Genomic DNA, 16,229 nt, shown 5'->3' on the forward strand with positions numbered 1-16,229 from the left:
TCCCTTTCTTATCTAAACTTACGGTCAAATACCTTTAAAACCAACTTTTTTTCGTTTATCCCTTGAGTAATAGATATAAGCTTCATCATTAAGTTGAGTCCCCAAAAGCTCAGGAATCGATTTAAAAGTAAACTCCTCTTCTTGTAGGTAATCTAAAATAGCGGACAAAGCAAAAACATCAGCTTCTTGAAAATCATGCATCAAGACAATATCGCCATCTTTAGCATTATGGATAGCTTCAAAACATTTAGCCGGATCACCATGATCCCAACTCATTGTATCCAAAGACCAACAGATTATCGGACGGTTAATGAGAGATAATGTATGAGCATCACAATCCCCAAATGGCGGACGAACAAAATCAAAAGTCATACCTGTCAGTCGGTAAAAGAGGTCATCTGTCCTTTTTATCTCAGACAAAACTTCTTCTTCCGATAAGTCAGTCAAATGAGGATGACTATATGTGTGATTTCCAAAAGTAAAAAGATCATTTTCTACCGCTGCTTTCATAATTTCAGGATAATCTGCCATATGCTCACCCCAGATCATGAAAGTTGCTGGAATCTGTCGCTTTATGAGTTCGTCATGCACCCAGAGCGTCCTTGCTCCCCAAGGTCCATCATCAAAAGTTAAAGCAATTTCTTTTGTCACTCTCTTCTCCTTTCATGACCACTCTTTTTGATAATTTCCAGATAAAGCAAGAAGAGCAAAAAGGTAAAGCAGATTATCATAATAACGATACTTCCCTCTTCTAAGCTTCAAATTCCAGAAGTATTTGAGGTATTTCAAAGCTAAAGTGGAATCAAACTCATTGGTGACAAGTGAGGCTTGAGCTAAAGTTGACCAAAGACCAAGCGGATGATGAACTTTTAGCGGTGGAAATCCTTCCGCGGTCTGTTCTTCTTTACTTAAAGGCTGACCATCAATTTTAAAAACAGGAATTTCTTCATCATTTTCAAGATAAGGCTCAAAGAATTTTTGGATATTTAAGGCAATCTGACTTTGTCCAATCTCTTCGTGCTCCCAAAGCCAATCTAAGCCAATATTGGCAACCGTCCGATAAGCATCACTAAAGAAGGTCCAATGCCCATCAATATCATAAGGTTGCCCTTCATAATCCGCATATTCTGGTGTCAATCCAGTCTTAGCATTTGCTGATTTAAGCCAAAACTTACGAGCTTTCTCTTCAGCTTTGAGAAAGAAATCCGAGTCTTCTGGATTGCCATATTTGACATAAAGTTGATAGAAATGAGGTAAATGATAGGAAGGGTCAGTCATATGAAGATGAGCCACAAACTTAATATAAGTATTTTCTGGTTCAAACATAGGATAGCCATCTTGATTTTCCCCTTTATGAACCATCGCATGGAGTAAAGCTCTCGCTTCATCCCCATATTCTTTGATTTTCCATCTCTTTTCAGCCAGTAATAATGCTGCCGCAAAATATTCTTCCCCATCTGGTGCTGGACCGTCACTATTAGCCTGACCATTAGGCGCACAAGACCAGATAAAATATCCCTCATTTTCATGACCTTTAGGTACTGTCATATAGGTTTTCACCCATTTCCATAACTGAGAAAATATTTTTGGTTTGTCCAACTGCAAAGTAATCATCATCCCATAAGACATCCCTTCCGTTCTAACATCATCATTGCCCGTATCAACAATATATGCCATATCATCTTCTTCAAAATAAATACGTTCAGGAGAAGCTTGTCCAAAGAGCGTTTCAAAGACATGCTCTAGTTTCTTGTCGATTTCTTCTTTTGGTGCAACTTTTAGTAATAAGTTTTCCATACTACCCCTTAACACCTCCTGCATTTCCACCACCTATAATAAAGCGTGAAAGGAGCAAGTAAGCGAGAATAGTAGGCGCAATTGCAATCGAAACGCCGACATATACCGCTCCCCATTCTACAACGTGACCGCCACCACCATTTGCGGTTAATACCTGTATTTGCATCGGTAAGGTATATAGTTTTTGATTAGTAATCAAAATTAATGGCATCATAAAGTTATTCCAAGAGAAAATAAAGCCAAAAATACCCATTGTTGCTAAACCTGGTTTCATCATCGGAAGCATAATTCTATGGAAGATTTTCAACTCGCTGGCACCATCTAATCTGGCTGAATCAGCATAATCTTTGTTATAAACTGTACTCATATATTCACAAAGGAAAAAGATGGATGCTGGCGCACATATTGCAGGTAAAATTAATGGAATATAATTATCAAGTAAATTTAACTGAATCATGAATTTATAAAACCCAATCATTGACACTTGCCCCGGTATCATAATCAAAGCAATTATAAATCCATAGATTATTTTCTTTCCTTTAAAATCATAAGCAGTTAATGCATAAGCTGATAAAGCTGAAAAATAAACAGAAATAGCTGTGGAAGTAATGGAAATAAAAGCTGAATTTCCCATTCCTTGCCACATATTCATCCCATAACCTTTTAATATTTGTAAATTATGAGCCAAAGAACTTCCAGGTAAAAGCGATACACCTGAGGTAATTTGAACTAGAGAGCGCGTGGAATTCACTAACATATAAATAAATGGAATTAAACTTAATAAAGTCAGGATTCCAAAAAAGATGTAAATCAATGTTCGACGTGCTCTTAATTGCTTACTCATACTTTTAGGTTCCATTATTCTTCACCTCCAATATTTACTCTTTCTCTAAATCCACGGAACATAAGAATAGAAACAACAGCGGAAATAATCAATAAAAGTACAGAGGCTGCTGAAGCCAAACCATAGTTACGATAAGCAAAGGCCTGATTATAAATAAAGATGGACAGAGTATAAACTCCATTTTGTGGGCCACCTTGGGTCATAATAAAAGGAATATCAAAGACCTGCAAACCACCAATAAAGCTGGTAACAAAGGTATAAAGTACAATTGGTCTCAGCAAAGGCAAAGTAATTCGTCTAAATATTTGACCATCACTAGCTCCATCAATACGAGCTGCCTCAAAGAGACCTTCATCTATTGATGTAATCCCTGCAATGTAAACAATCGAGGTTTGTCCGTACCACATCCAAAATTGAATGAAGATTACAATCCCTCTTGTCCCCCAAACGGATTGAAAGAAATTAAAAGGATGATTAATGAGGTGCATATTTTGTAAGAGTAAATTTGCAAGACCTGTTGGATAGCCAAATATCCCGCCAAATAAGGCTGCGATAGAAGCTGCCATTATCATGTTTGGTAAATAAAATACTGTTTTAAAAAAGCCACTTCCTTTTAAATTTAGTTTTCTATTCGTCCACCAAGCTGCTAAAATTAAAGCTAAAAGCACTTGCGGAATAAAAGTAAAAATCCAAAGCATTACTGAATTACCCAGTGCTTTCATAAAAAGTGGAGTGCTTGTCAGTAATGTTCTAAAGTTCTGTAAGCCAACATTAGTTGCATCTGAAAAAGATTGCCAACCATTCATACTGGTAAAACTAATCGCAATTGAATAAATCATTGGATAAAGTGTAAAAAGTAAAAATCCCACAAAAAATGGAATTAAGAAATAATAACCAAAACGATTATATTTCTCGAAATTTGATTTTTTCTTTCGAACACTTTTTTTAGTGTTTTCCATTTTATCTCCTTACTATAAAAAGAGAAGCAAACATAGTCCTTGCTTCTCTTATGTTTTCTAAATGTCCTTATTTCACTTCAATATTAGGATAGGCAGACTTAACATCTGACTTGAATGTATCGAGTGCTTTAGATTTAGTGACTTTTCCTGTAGCATAAGGATTAACAACATCATTAATCCAAATTGATTGAATACTTTGGTCATATTGTGTTTGATTTTTACCATTAATGGTATCTGCAACTTTTGACCAAACAGGATAAGGATTTTGTCCACCAATCAAACTGACCTTGGCATCTTTACCTTGTTCTTTATTGATTGCTTTCACTGAACCAAAGTCATTTTGTGTTTTGACATCCCATGTTTGGAATTCTTTGTTTGTTCCCATATAAACAGCGAGTGCTGAAGCTGCATCAGCATTTTTAGAACCTTGAACTCCTGCAAGCCAAGTTCCACCCCATGAATAAGACACCGGCCCTTCTGTCACGCGCCATGCTCCAGCTGTATCTTTAGCATAGTTTTTCAACCAATAAAAGAGTCCCCAAGATGGCATTGCATAAGCCCCAATCTTGTTAGATGAAATTCCACCATACCAGTCAGGAGTTTGAGGGGTTGTATTTTGACACAACCTTCTGAAACAGCTTCTTTCATCAAATCTAATGAATCAGTCATTGAACTATCAATTTTAAGTTTATTATCAATCACCCAACCATCTTTTCTTGCACCAATAACTGGATTATAAATTTCTTCAAGTGAGCTAAAAAGATAAGCTTGTCCACCAGATTTTTCTTTGATTGTTTCGCCAGTCTTCTTAATTGCATCCCAACTAGACAAAGCTTTCTGAGCAGAAGCTACGTCATTTGGAGCAATACCTAAATATTTTTGGAAAACATTAGTATTATAGTAGTAAGCCCCCGGAGCTGCTTGGTAAGAAACTGCTACTTGTTTTCCTTTGCTATCTTTCCCCATATCAAGCGTATATTGGTAATTTCCCTTGGCGGCTGAAGCAACTCCGTAATCTCCAAGATTTGTTAATTTACCTGATTGAACATATTTTTCAACAAAACCTGCATCTAACGCCACCATATCTGGCGCTTTATCTGTTCCCAAAACAGAGTCTAGTTTTGTTTGAAAGTTAGCATAGGGAACAACAACTTGTTTGATGGTAAGATTTGGTTTTTCCTTTTTTAATTCATCAATCTGTGGTTGCATCGTAGTAAATGACCATAATGTAATAGTCTGTTTTTTGTTCAAATCAGCATTGCCAGCAGATTTTTTCGAACTACTTGTACTTGTACCACAAGCAACTAGGGTTACAGTTGCAAGTAAAGCAACAGAGCCAAGGCAAAGCTTTTTCCAATTTTTTGCGAGATTCATTTTGTTTTTCTCCTATTATGAGTTTTTTATTGAATATTTAATTCGAAGGGAGAAGCTGGATATCCCTCTTCATTCCAAATAAATGCTTGCGGAGCATTGCTCCAGTTGTACCTGATTTTCGCATCAGGTTGAAGTGATAAGGTGGCAGGAAGCTCTAAAATAATTTTTTTCTCAACTTGATGGTAGTCACTTACTTCATAACTATGCCCTTCTTGAAAAAGTTCAAAATCCTTATCTTTCTCAATGTTAATTTTTTTCTCGAAAGTTTCAAATGAAAGGATAATAACATTCTTTTTCGCTTGTATTGCCTCTTTAGCAAGAGGACCTATACAATAACAATTTGGGAATAATTTAACATTGTGATAAGCGTTTAATAGTTTATGAGCGACATCTTTTTTATTTAAAGGATGGAGGTCATCATCTTCTCCATCTCCGATTGTCACGACCATGGCTGTTCGTGATATTTTTAGCCCCTCTTTTTGTTCTTCACGAAGTCTTGCCCAATCTGCATCTTTTTCAGTATCACAATTTGGTAATTGGACATAAAGAAAAGGTAAATTTGGTTGCTTAAAAAGTTTTCGCCAACTTTCGATTAATTCGCGAAAACGTGGGCCATAATTTTGCGGACTACCTGCATCACTTTCACCTTGATACCAGAGAATAGCTGCAAACTTTAACTTTTGTAAAGGTACAATCATGCCATTATATAAACCAGTTGGTTCATAATTAATAAAGTATGCTTTATGACGTTCAGGCAATGTACTGCTTCGCCTAATTTTCCATCCATGATTTAAATCTAAACGATTCTCTCCAACTAAGAGAATATGAGGCTTACTATGTGTGATTCCACCAGGAGCGTTATAGATTTTAAGACGAATTGCAATCGTAAATGTTTTTGTTAACTTAGATATTTTGTAATTTCTAGGTGGATACTTGTAGTCAGTATTGCCTATTTTCTTTCCGTTGACATAGATAACATCAGCATCGGTCATTGTTCCAAAGCGCAACTCCCCCTCCTTTCCAATAAATTCATCTGAAATTTCAAGTTCTTTTCTTAACCAAAGTGTACCTGGAAAAGTATATTTTTCATTCCAAGTCTCACTTAATGAAATCTCAGGCCAATTCCTATCATCAAAGTTAGGGTCTTGCCAAGATTGATGTAAACCTTCATCTGTTTCTTCGCAAAGTTTCTGATAGTTGTCTTGATAGAACTTATCAAGATTTTGAATTTCTTTTAGATATTCTTTATTTTTTAAAGCATTATAGGATGGTGGAAGAGAATTAAATTTGGTTAAAGACTCTTCACTCAACCAAGCATTAAGCGGTGTCCCACCTGCTGCTGTAGCAATCAAGCCTATTGGTACACCATCTTCTAAAAATTTTTCTTTAGCAAAAAAATAACCTATCCCTGACAAATTCTTTAAATCTTCGCCAACTGCTCTTTTCCATTTTCCTGAGGTTAATTCTGTTTTAACGTTATTAAAAGTTGGTTCTTCTGGTACCTCAAAATAACGAAGCAAAGGATTTTTGGCTTGTTCTATCTCATCAGGATAGCGGGTTTTGAGACGTTCCATCCAAAGTTGCATATTGGATTGACCACCAAGCAGGAACACATCACCAAAACAAATATCTTTGAGAATAATTTCTACATCAACGGTTGAAATTTTAAAGTCAATGCTCTCACTTACTTCGTGTGCTGGAAGAATAATATCGAAATAACCTTTTTCGTCAGATTTAGTTTTTAATAGTATTTCCTCATAAGATAATGTGACTTCTTGTTCTGAACCCGTGTATCCCCAAAAATGATTCTCTTGATTTCTTTGTAAGATTGCACCATCTCTTAGAAGATATGGAATAAAGATAGATGATTTCATGGTTTATCTCTTTCGTTTGTTACAAAACTTATATACAAGTTTTTATCTAAAAATAAATATAGCGCTTTCATGATTTGGTTTTCTGATTTTTCTTGCGATGTGAACTGGGAAATGTTGTGTTTAGGTTTGTTAGTAAATTAAATATCAAAAATAAAAAAGGACAGAAGAATTATTTCTCCTGTCCTTTTTTCGTATTTATTCTTTTTATGATAATCGACTTTTTATTTCATGCATCCAGTTAGGGAGGGCTTTTCCTAACTCAATAATGTGTTTTAGCCGACCTTTATTCTCTTTATTTAGAGCGATTTCATGGTTAACGCTATTATTTATTTCTTCAATGTAAGGAATGATTTCAGGCTGACTATCGGAATACAAATTTACAGACCTATTAAGAGTATCGATATCTTGAATTCCCCAATAATCCGCGAATTTTTCTATCTCTACTTGGAGCTTCTCTTTTTTCCAGTTATCGAACGCCTCATCAAAGTTGATTCTAGAAGATAGATGTCCTTTAAAAAGCTCATCTTCTACAAACTCACGGAGTAAATCAGCAGTTACTGCCTCCCCCATGTTACTAAGTTCTTGAATCTGCTCATAAATAATCCGTTTTGTTTCCTCATCAACTGTCTGAATTCCATCTGTAGAACCTACTCTTGCACCGATTAAACTTAAGATGTGAGCCGCATCAATCACTTGAGTATTGGTCAGCTTTGTCTTACCTTGAAGTTGTTTTATGGTCTGAGGTACGGGTCCTGTTCCTTCTGGTCTAGGAAAAAGGTTTTTATAGGCACCAATATACTGAAGCCAAGTATGTTCAGTCATGCCGAAAGTTTCATCATTCCACTGATATTCATAATATTGTTGCACTAAATTCATCTGGTCGCTTGCTGCAAAGAAGGCGATCTTAAATTCTTCTTTCTTATCGTCATCATCTTTTATTTCAGCCCACTCCGATGGTTTTGACAAGGTCAATACCAACTCACCGAGCAAGTTCTTCAACTTACTCACTGCAATCTCATAATGGTCAACGATTACCCGACTGCTTTTTCCGCCACTACCATAAAGTTTTAGGGCATCATTTACAATCTCTTCGGTAATCCTTGGATACTGGAAGTTAATAATTGTTCCGAATTCCTTAGTTGCTCCAAATACTCGGTTCGTTCTCGAGTAAGCTTGAATCAGTCCTTGCAGCATCAAAGGACGATCTACATATAATGTATTCAAGCGTTTAGAGTCATAGCCCGTTAAAAGCTGGTCTGCTACAATTACGAGGTCAATATTCTTAGGATTTCGTCCGCTCCCGCCACGTGTTGCACGCTCAACCACATCTTCAAAGTAGGCATCTTCTCCATGTTTCTTGTCACCAGCTATATATTCAATACCCGTATATTGGCTATAATCCTTAAACATCATCGCCGCTTCTTTTGGTGCTGGATTTTCTGGATCATTTTCGTTGCCAAAGCTGAAAGTCATGGCAATATTAAGACTTTCATCACGCTCAATCAATTGCTTTTTAAATTCTTTATAATAGGCAATGACACGCTTTTTACGAGCAACTGTCAAAATCGCATTAAATTCACGATTTTGGGATTGACTTTCCCAATTCTCTAAAATCTCTGTCACTACACGTGGAATATGCGTCTCATCTTGATAGATCAAAACTTCCTGCTTAGCTGCTTCTTTTTCCACTTCTAGCTCGGACATCACAGCATATTTACGTTCGAGCTCTTTTTTATTGACATCAGGATTCTCTACTAAGGCTTTATCCAGTAGCTGTTCACGCAAATCATCATAGCTCTTGAATTCACCCGTATTGATGTAATCCACATGGAAACCGAGGACGTTCCCGTCAGAAATTGCTTGGTCAATCGTATATTGATGAAGTTCAGGGCCGAAGAGTTTTTCAGTCGTATTGATGAGTTCACTCTTTTTATTGATTTTGCCTTTAACTTTATTTTCATCAAAGAGGGGTGTCCCTGTGAAGCCATAGAACAAACCATTTTTTCTAAAATAATCTTTGATATTTCCCATCATTTGTCCCATGGTTGTACGGTGGGCTTCGTCAATGATAAAAACAAAGCGTTTCTCTGAAAGACTATAGTCTTGATTCTTTTTCAGATCATCAATCAGATTATTCAGCTTAAAAGTAGTTGTTACGACAATGCCATTTTTTACATTCCCGAGTTTCTTCTTCAATTGATGAGTTGAGCGGGTATCATCGACATCTATCGGTTCATAGGCAGCGTATGCTTTGAAATTTTCCCCTGTACGACTATCTAACTCTCTTCTGTCAACGAGGAAAATCACTTTATCAAAACCCGCTCTTGTAGATAGGAATAGAGCCGTCTTAAAGCTGGTGATTGTTTTCCCTGAACCAGTGGTGTGCCAAACAAAGCCACCATGTGGAATCTTTTCGTCATTATCCCAACCAAAGGCTGCCCCTTCTATGGATTGAAGAGCATAAACTTGATAAGGGCGCATGAGCATGTGCCTACGGTTCTCCTCTTCCTTGGCTTCATCAATCACCAAGTAATCCCCCACCATTTGGTGCGCCATTGGAATCATTAAAAAGTGTTCTATCACCTTTTTCCAGTCATTAATGCGCTTATTATCTCTGTCTGACCAGTGAAAGACAAAGGCAGGATTGAAGTCATTGACAGTTTTGGGCGTGGCAAAATATCGCGTTTCGATTTCTGTCGTAACCACCATCATCTGTGAAAAGGCCATGAAGTTATTGGTATATTCACCATCACGATAATAGCGCTGGAATTGTCCAAAAGCTTCATCAATCGACTTGTCTGTCCGCTTTTGCTCGATATTTATCAGTGGCAAGCCATTGATTAAAAGTACAATATCAAAGCGATTGCCATTAGGCGTCTCCACTTCACGCGCCACCTGATAGCTTGATTCTCCGCCACGTACTTCTGCTTTTTTGAAGATGGTTAGCGTGATTTGCTTACGAGTGACTTGCGGATGGCTATCTCGATAGATGCCGTCAATCTTACCTTTGCCTTCCTCCATTGCCAGCACTTTAGCTGCCTCGTAGGAGTTGCTAATCTGCCCAACTTTTGACAGCACTTGAGCAAACTCTCCGTCTGTCAAAGAAATTCCCTCAAGCTGGTCATTATTCAAGCGATTGAGCTCACTCCGCCAGTTGTTAATGAGGCTTTGAACGGTAACTTTTTGTTTATTTCCATTCAAAAAGTCAGGCGTTTGCCATTTAAACTTTGCCAGTTCAGCTACAAAGTTCTCTTGATAGGCTTTTTCACTCGCATCTTTAGGTGCATTACTCACAGCTTACGCTCCTTTCCTAAATAAACATCTCATTGAGGTATGCTTTTTTGATATTTTGCAGCTTTTCCAGCTTTTGCTGTTGAAAAGTGATGGTTTGGTCGAGGTTAGTAAAGAATTGTCCGATTTGGATCTGTTCATCTTTACTCGGTACATAATCTTTAAACGTTTCAACCGAATTTTTTGAAATATTCAGTTGAGACATTCCAGCGCCTTGGGATTTAAAATAATTCTGGTGTGCATTGATATAATAAAACAAAAAACTAGAATTAGCTGTTTCATTTGGTCTTAATAATGCGACTCGCTGATTTAACACAAATCTATTATCTTCAGGTATTAGAGCTACTCTTCCAAGTAAATCTCCATGTCCAACATCACTTAAAACCATAACTAAGTCGTTCTTTAATAATGTGTCGTCTACCTCATCAATGTATTTTCCAGAATGTTTGAGCCCACCGTCAATACTTATTGAATTTAAGTTAATCAGCTCATACTTACCTGTATCACTTTGTCTATCTTCATGACCTTTGCCATTCTTATATTGGGTCATACTTCCCAACTCACACTGTTCCCAAGCATCAGTAAAGCCTGGAAAACGGCGTTTTGGCTTACGCTCACCTTCAGCAGGAAACATTTCTGACAAACAAGCCGATTTCATCGCCTTCATCTTCTCAAGCTTTCGCTGTTGAAAAGCGATGGTTTGGTCGAGGTTAGTAAAAAATGAACTAATCTCTTTTTGTTCCCCAAGTGATGGTATAAAAATTTTTTGATTTTTCACCAAATCAGAATTTAGATTTACTTGACTTCCTGGTTGTCCATATTTTTGCCATTGAGGTCTAAACATCTCTAACCACTGAAACATAAATTCTAGATCAAATTTTGGATTTAGGAAAATTAAAAATCCATCGTGTACGCCGGTTGGAACATAGTTAATAACTGGTTTCCCAACTGTTGCAGCAATACTAAGTAATAAGTGACTTGAATGCAAAACACGAGTTTTTCCTTGTCCAGCTTCTGATATTCTCTGTTCAAGAAAATGTATTCGGCCATTTTGTTCAGTAACATCTGAAATCCGTAACCATCCGATTTCAGAATTTTGGTCGAACCATTTTGGATTTTGAATTGGTCTTGGTGATGCTCCTCTAACAATTTCAGCTAGATCCCCCAACTCACGCTGTTCCCAAGCGTCAGCATTTTGAAACGCCTTGAAACGTCTTTTCGGTACTAATTTTTTATTTTTGCTCATTGATTCACCACCAATTCACTCGCAAGTGCTTCAAAAGCTTTTTCTAGCTCTGAAACTTGTGCATCAATTTCATTGAATGTTTGAGCATAACGCTTTTCAAGAAGTGCAATCGTTGAAAGCTCCGCGCGCAAAGGCTTTTCAACTAGCCCTACAAGAGCATCTACTGTACCCGCAAACCACTTTTCAAAAACCAGCATATCAATCTCTTCATTTGTCAGATTTTCAATCTTAGATTCAACCGCTTCTTTGAGTTGTTTTTCTTTTTCTTTGACGGACTTATTCGTTGAACTTTTATCCGTCAGAAGTTTTTCAACACGTTTTAGCCATTCAAATTCAGACGTGCCTTTTTCTGCTCTTTTCAGCTCAGCCTTGATCGTTTTAGCTTCAAAAACATCTTGTGGCTCGTCATCCTCATTTTTCTTGAGCGATTCGTAAAGGGCCTCATATTCTTCAGAATCCTCAACTTTGGCAGCCTCTACAAGCTCAGACAATTCGCTGTCAATTTCTTGAGCTTTATTTTTCAACGCTTCGATTTCTTCTTGTTCTGAAGCAAAAAGACGTTTGGCTATCAATTCATTTGGCACAAGCATACCAATCCAGCCATCTTGCTCTTGGCGTTTGTTCTTGCCTGACCCTTTTGTCACCATATTTGGCTCACGTGTACGACCAATGGCATAAAAATCACTTGCTGCAATCAATTCAGTGTCTTTAGTCAGACTATCTTTCCAGATTTCAGCCACGATTTGGTAAGCACTATATGCGTCTACAAATTCAATACTAGAAACCTCTTCCTTTATCTCAGAAAGCATTTCTGACATGAGACTCGTCAAATCACTATCAAGATTGACCTGACGGAGAATATCCCAATACTTCGCAACGAAACTTTCAGCAATCTTTCTCAACTCATCATTCTTTGCCAAAACTTGTGGGGCATTGATGACTTCTTCTGTCAGTTGCTCCATGCTCTTATTTAGCATCAGGTAGCCCTCGCGCAATACTTCAAATGATGAGTTTATCACTTCGGGAACACTCTTATTTAATACCAACAGTTCATCGATGTTGGACTTAGGAATTCCACCATATAAATGCGCATCTACATCTTGAGCAATCTCATCATTATCAGCTTCCACGTATCTAGGAATGTTCATATTCCACTCGTTAGCAATAATTTCCTCATGAGTCGCTAGGTGGCTATAGCCTTCAATCTCATCCCGTGATGAATAAGTATCTACGATTTTGGCAATATCTTTTTCTTGTAGAACGTTTTGCTTGCCAACTTTGACAAAACCACGAGATGCATCAATGATTAAAACGGGTTCTCCAACGGGACGATTTTTCTTCAAAACCATCACGATGACTGGAATACCCGTATTGGTAAACATTCCGCTCGGCAAGCCAATGATGGTATCAATTTGATTTTTCTCTAAAAGTCTTTGACGAATATCACCTTCTGAGCCACCTCTAAAGAGCACACCGTGAGGCAAGACAATCGCCATTGTACCATTTGTTCCCAAGTGGAAAAGGCCATGCAAAAGAAAGGCAAAGTCTCCCTTAGAATCAGGCGGTAATGTCCCTGCAATCTCAAAGCGAGGGTCACTAACTTTTAAGCCAGCTTTATTCCAGTCCTTGAGTGAGTACGGTGGGTTCATAACAACCGCATCAAACTGTACCCCAACATTTGCTTGACTCGGATCTTCGGGCCAGTCATGAGATAGAGTATCCGCATTTCTTACCGTCATCTTTTCTGGACGTACCCCATGTAAGAGCAAGTTCATACGTGTCAGGTTATAAGTGGCTGTATTTTTTTCTTGACCATAGTAAGATAAATCTTTTTGCACTTCTTTGCTCAGATGTTTTCCCACAGTTAATAAAAGTGAGCCAGAACCAACGGTTGGGTCATAGATAGATTGGATATTTGAGTTCTTAGCTGCAATTTGTGCCATTATTTCTGAAACTTGTCTTGGCGTGTAAAATTCTCCAGCCTTTTTCCCTGATTCCATGGCAAACTGACCAATCAGATATTCGTATGCATCACCGAGCACATCGCTCTTTTGCAAAGCAACCATATCAAGGTCAGCAAATAAATTGATTAGGGCTTTAATGCTTTTGTTACGTTCATTTAAGTTGCTACCCAAAGCAGTATCAGTTAAATCTAAAGTCGAACTTGAGAAAAGACCTTTAAAATCATCAGAGTCCCCTGTTACGGCAATAGTCTTTTCAAAATTATTTAAACTATCCGTTACTTTTTGAACTTCAAAATCCCCTGTGTTGATATCCTTTATCCATTTTTGATACAGGTATTCAGGTGCTACAAAATAGCCCAAGACCTGTTGAATCATCTTATCCAGTTCTTCCCCTAATTCTTCACGATTTTGGGTGTACGCTTCGACTAACTCTGATTCTGATATTCTGCCTAAGCCTGCAGTAGTTCTAAATGTCTCTAAGGTTTTATCACTTAAAAATTTGTAAAACATTAAGCCAAGCATATAATCTTTGTAACGGCTGGCATCCATTGAGCCACGAAGTTCCGTCGCTCCATCCCATAGTCTGCTTTTAATTTCTTCTGATGTAATCACGCTTGTTCCCCCAGTTGAGTTGAATCTTCTTTTTTGTTACTTTCTACTTCACAAATATCTTCTATCTTACATTTCAATGCATCACAAATCTTAGATAATGTTTCGGTCGTCACCGACTCACCTTTATTTAGTTTATTCACGGTGTATTGGCTAATCCCAGCAAGTTCAGCTAATTGCTTTTTGCTGAGTTCCCTATCTATCAACAGCTTCCAAAGCCTTTTATAAGAAAAAGTCATAACTGCATTCCTTTCAGTTCTTTGTAAATGAATCTTTTAAAATTATATCATAATAACGATGCTTATAGGCTATAAAATAGAGCAAATACTAAATTTAGATGGTCAATATTTTCGTTACAGTTTATAATTATCTTAATAGTGAGGGAGAGCTTATAAAATGTTTGGCTGCTCATAACATATATAATCTTTTTACTAGAAACAGTTAAATCTTGTAGTTTAAAAAAGAATAACAGGTGTTAGTTTTATGCTAAAATTAATTAAAAATAACTCCTTTGCGAGGAATCTCTATGGCATCTACTCTAAAACGTATTTTTTCTGATAAAACTTTTTTATTTACTTTCGCTCTAGCGCTACTTTCTTTAATTTTTGGGACGGTCAGAGCTTCTGATATTGATTTGAAAACCATTTTGGCTCTTTTGAGCTTGATTATTCTTATTTCTATTTTTGAAATTCTTGGTATTTTAAAATATTTTGCGGCCTTTATTATTGATAAATGTCAAAACTTGAGACAAGTGGCTTTAGTGGTGCTGCTCTTGTCTTTCTTTGGTTCGATGTTTTTTACAAATGATGTGGCGATTTTAACTTTGGTGCCAATTGTTTTTAATATTGACCGAAAGGTGAAGTTACCTAAAATTGGCTTGATTAGTTTGATGACCATTTATGCCAACTTAGGCAGTGCGATTACACCTATTGGAAATCCTCAAAATTTGTATTTGGTTTCTTATTATCATTTAAAGCTTTTAGACTTTTTCAAACTATCCTTACCTTTAGGATTGGTCAGCTTATTGACTTTATTTTTATGTGCCTTCTTCTTTTCAAAGAAGGCTGTAAGACAGATAGAAAACAAGGTATTTTCTATCAAAAAACGAGATCTTTACTTGTTAGGATTCACGACCTTAATTGTACTTTTGGGCGTATTAGCTTTGATTCCTGTTTGGATTTCTTTAATTGCAAGCTTGGTCTGTGCTTATCTTATCGAGAAAAAAGTTTATCAAGAAGTGGATTATGGAATCATCTTAACTTTTATCAATTTCTTTATTATTGTTGGTGCACTTGGGCGTATTCCTTTGATTCATGATTGGCTTCATCAGCTGATGAATAATGACCTCTCTATTTTCTTTACCTCTATCTTATCTAGTCAGATCATCAGCAATGTTCCTGCTGCTGTCTTACTATCAAAATTTACCGGCCAGCTTTCTCCTTTATATTTGGGAGTGACAATCGGTGGTTTAGGAACACTGGTGGCTTCTTTGGCTAACTTGCTAGCCTTAAGGCAATATCAATTGAATGTTAAAGACCAATCTACCTTGAAATTTTTCGGCCTTTTTACACTTTTAAATTTTCTCTATCTACTTGTTTTTATTGGAATTGGGATTTTATTTCTTCGATAATATTGATAAAAAACAAATCAATTTCTGATTTGTTTTTTTATTCTTAATAGTGTGCCGTAGAGTTTAAGAGTTTTAATTTTGCTTTTTTATTTTCTACTTCTATAATGCTTAATGATGTCGAGCTAAGGTCCATCTCACCATAAAGTTCTTTGTTGTTTAATAAGAGAGAAATCAGCATTCTAATCGTTATTCGATGAGAGACGATTGCGATTTTGCCTGAGCGCTCCCTGAGTCTTTCTTCTTTGATAAAAACTTTTAGTCTGGCTTCTAGTTGAGCAAATGATTCACCATCTTTAGAGGGAAAGTAATTAAAGGGGTGATTAAAGAAATTATTCCATTCTAGAGGGGCGAGTTTTTCAATTTCTTGATAAGTTTTTCCTTCCCACGCGCCCATAGCGATTTCACCTAACAAATCTGATGAAGTTTTCTTTTTATCACCAAATATTAGTCGAGAAGTTTCCAGAGCTCTAGGACTCGTACTTGAGTAAATATGATCAAAATAGTGTTTATTCAGCTCTTTACCTAATGATACTGCTTGCCCAACTCCTTCAACTGTCAAGTCAGAATTGAGTGAACCTTGCATTTTCTTTTCGAGATTCCACTTTGTTTGTCCATGTCGTATTAAATAAATTTCTAGCATT

13 protein-coding genes are annotated in these 16,229 nt (G+C 36.9%); 1 reads left to right on the plus strand and 12 read right to left on the minus strand.

The features are described 5' to 3' along the window. Positions 1-24: 24 nt before the first annotated feature. The 11 genes from QJV49_RS01305 to QJV49_RS01355 all read right to left on the minus strand — a co-directional run bounded on the left by QJV49_RS01305 (position 25) and on the right by QJV49_RS01355 (position 14,197). Positions 25-651, minus strand: coding sequence for a polysaccharide deacetylase family protein (locus QJV49_RS01305; protein WP_058204657.1), 627 nt, complete (start codon positions 649-651; stop codon positions 25-27). A gap of 12 nt (positions 652-663) precedes the next feature. Further along, on the minus strand, positions 664-1,797 hold the full coding sequence (locus QJV49_RS01310) for a glycosyl hydrolase family 8 (protein WP_225511452.1): 1,134 nt from the start codon (positions 1,795-1,797) through the stop codon (positions 664-666). 1 nt (position 1,798) lies between these two features. Further along, positions 1,799-2,641: a carbohydrate ABC transporter permease gene (locus QJV49_RS01315; protein WP_031560090.1), complete on the minus strand. Its 843-nt coding sequence runs from the start codon at positions 2,639-2,641 to the stop codon at positions 1,799-1,801. 14 nt (positions 2,642-2,655) lie between these two features. Beyond that, a complete protein-coding gene (locus QJV49_RS01320; RefSeq protein WP_023164212.1) occupies positions 2,656-3,600 on the minus strand; it encodes a carbohydrate ABC transporter permease in 945 nt (314 codons plus the stop codon). Positions 3,601-3,667: 67 nt separating this feature from the next. Then, positions 3,668-4,150 carry a hypothetical protein gene (locus QJV49_RS01325; RefSeq protein WP_225511453.1) on the minus strand — a complete coding sequence of 161 codons (483 nt, stop codon included), beginning with the start codon at positions 4,148-4,150 and terminating at the stop codon, positions 3,668-3,670. Next, positions 4,120-4,974 carry an ABC transporter substrate-binding protein gene (locus tag QJV49_RS01330; RefSeq protein ID WP_225511454.1) on the minus strand — a complete coding sequence of 285 codons (855 nt, stop codon included), beginning with the start codon at positions 4,972-4,974 and terminating at the stop codon, positions 4,120-4,122. Before QJV49_RS01330 ends, QJV49_RS01325 begins: the two co-directional genes overlap by 31 nt. A gap of 26 nt (positions 4,975-5,000) precedes the next feature. Continuing rightward, positions 5,001-6,848 carry a sialate O-acetylesterase gene (locus QJV49_RS01335; protein WP_225511455.1) on the minus strand — a complete coding sequence of 616 codons (1,848 nt, stop codon included), beginning with the start codon at positions 6,846-6,848 and terminating at the stop codon, positions 5,001-5,003. Positions 6,849-7,052: 204 nt separating this feature from the next. Further along, a complete protein-coding gene (locus QJV49_RS01340) occupies positions 7,053-10,142 on the minus strand; it encodes an HsdR family type I site-specific deoxyribonuclease (RefSeq protein WP_225511456.1) in 3,090 nt (1,029 codons plus the stop codon). A gap of 16 nt (positions 10,143-10,158) precedes the next feature. Next, positions 10,159-11,385, minus strand: coding sequence for a restriction endonuclease subunit S (locus QJV49_RS01345; protein WP_225511457.1), 1,227 nt, complete (start codon positions 11,383-11,385; stop codon positions 10,159-10,161). Beyond that, positions 11,382-13,961, minus strand: coding sequence for a type I restriction-modification system subunit M (locus QJV49_RS01350; protein ID WP_225511458.1), 2,580 nt, complete (start codon positions 13,959-13,961; stop codon positions 11,382-11,384). Before QJV49_RS01350 ends, QJV49_RS01345 begins: the two co-directional genes overlap by 4 nt. Continuing rightward, on the minus strand, positions 13,958-14,197 hold the full coding sequence (locus QJV49_RS01355) for a helix-turn-helix transcriptional regulator (protein ID WP_225511459.1): 240 nt from the start codon (positions 14,195-14,197) through the stop codon (positions 13,958-13,960). The genes QJV49_RS01350 and QJV49_RS01355 overlap by 4 nt, the downstream gene beginning before the upstream one ends. A 287-nt stretch (positions 14,198-14,484) precedes the next feature. Here QJV49_RS01355 and QJV49_RS01360 point away from each other — a divergent pair, with 287 nt between their 5' ends. Continuing rightward, the gene (locus QJV49_RS01360) at positions 14,485-15,588 is read left to right on the plus strand and encodes an SLC13 family permease (RefSeq protein WP_225511460.1); all 1,104 of its coding nucleotides are present in this window, start codon (positions 14,485-14,487) and stop codon (positions 15,586-15,588) included. Between the two features lie 43 nt (positions 15,589-15,631). On the opposite strand, the gene QJV49_RS01365 is transcribed toward QJV49_RS01360, so the two are convergent. After that, positions 15,632-16,228 carry a histidine phosphatase family protein gene (locus tag QJV49_RS01365; protein WP_225511461.1) on the minus strand — a complete coding sequence of 199 codons (597 nt, stop codon included), beginning with the start codon at positions 16,226-16,228 and terminating at the stop codon, positions 15,632-15,634. Position 16,229 lies beyond the last annotated feature (1 nt).

Source organism: Lactococcus sp. NH2-7C, from assembly GCF_029953655.1.
GTDB classification, from domain to species: Bacteria; Bacillota; Bacilli; order Lactobacillales; family Streptococcaceae; genus Lactococcus; species Lactococcus lactis.

Excerpts from the sequence above, each read along its gene's own strand:
- QJV49_RS01310 (WP_225511452.1), bottom strand. The coding sequence starts at position 1,797 with ATGGAAAACTTATTACTAAAAGTTGCACCAAAAGAAGAAATCGACAAG.
- QJV49_RS01345 (WP_225511457.1), bottom strand. The coding sequence starts at position 11,385 with ATGAGCAAAAATAAAAAATTAGTACCGAAAAGACGTTTCAAGGCGTTT.
- QJV49_RS01365 (WP_225511461.1), bottom strand. The coding sequence starts at position 16,228 with ATGCTAGAAATTTATTTAATACGACATGGACAAACAAAGTGGAATCTC.
- QJV49_RS01360 (WP_225511460.1), top strand. The coding sequence starts at position 14,485 with ATGGCATCTACTCTAAAACGTATTTTTTCTGATAAAACTTTTTTATTT.
- QJV49_RS01355 (WP_225511459.1), bottom strand. The coding sequence starts at position 14,197 with ATGACTTTTTCTTATAAAAGGCTTTGGAAGCTGTTGATAGATAGGGAA.
- QJV49_RS01320 (WP_023164212.1), bottom strand. The coding sequence starts at position 3,600 with ATGGAAAACACTAAAAAAAGTGTTCGAAAGAAAAAATCAAATTTCGAG.
- QJV49_RS01330 (WP_225511454.1), bottom strand. The coding sequence starts at position 4,974 with ATGAATCTCGCAAAAAATTGGAAAAAGCTTTGCCTTGGCTCTGTTGCT.
- QJV49_RS01335 (WP_225511455.1), bottom strand. The coding sequence starts at position 6,848 with ATGAAATCATCTATCTTTATTCCATATCTTCTAAGAGATGGTGCAATC.
- QJV49_RS01315 (WP_031560090.1), bottom strand. The coding sequence starts at position 2,641 with ATGAGTAAGCAATTAAGAGCACGTCGAACATTGATTTACATCTTTTTT.
- QJV49_RS01325 (WP_225511453.1), bottom strand. The coding sequence starts at position 4,150 with ATGCCATCTTGGGGACTCTTTTATTGGTTGAAAAACTATGCTAAAGAT.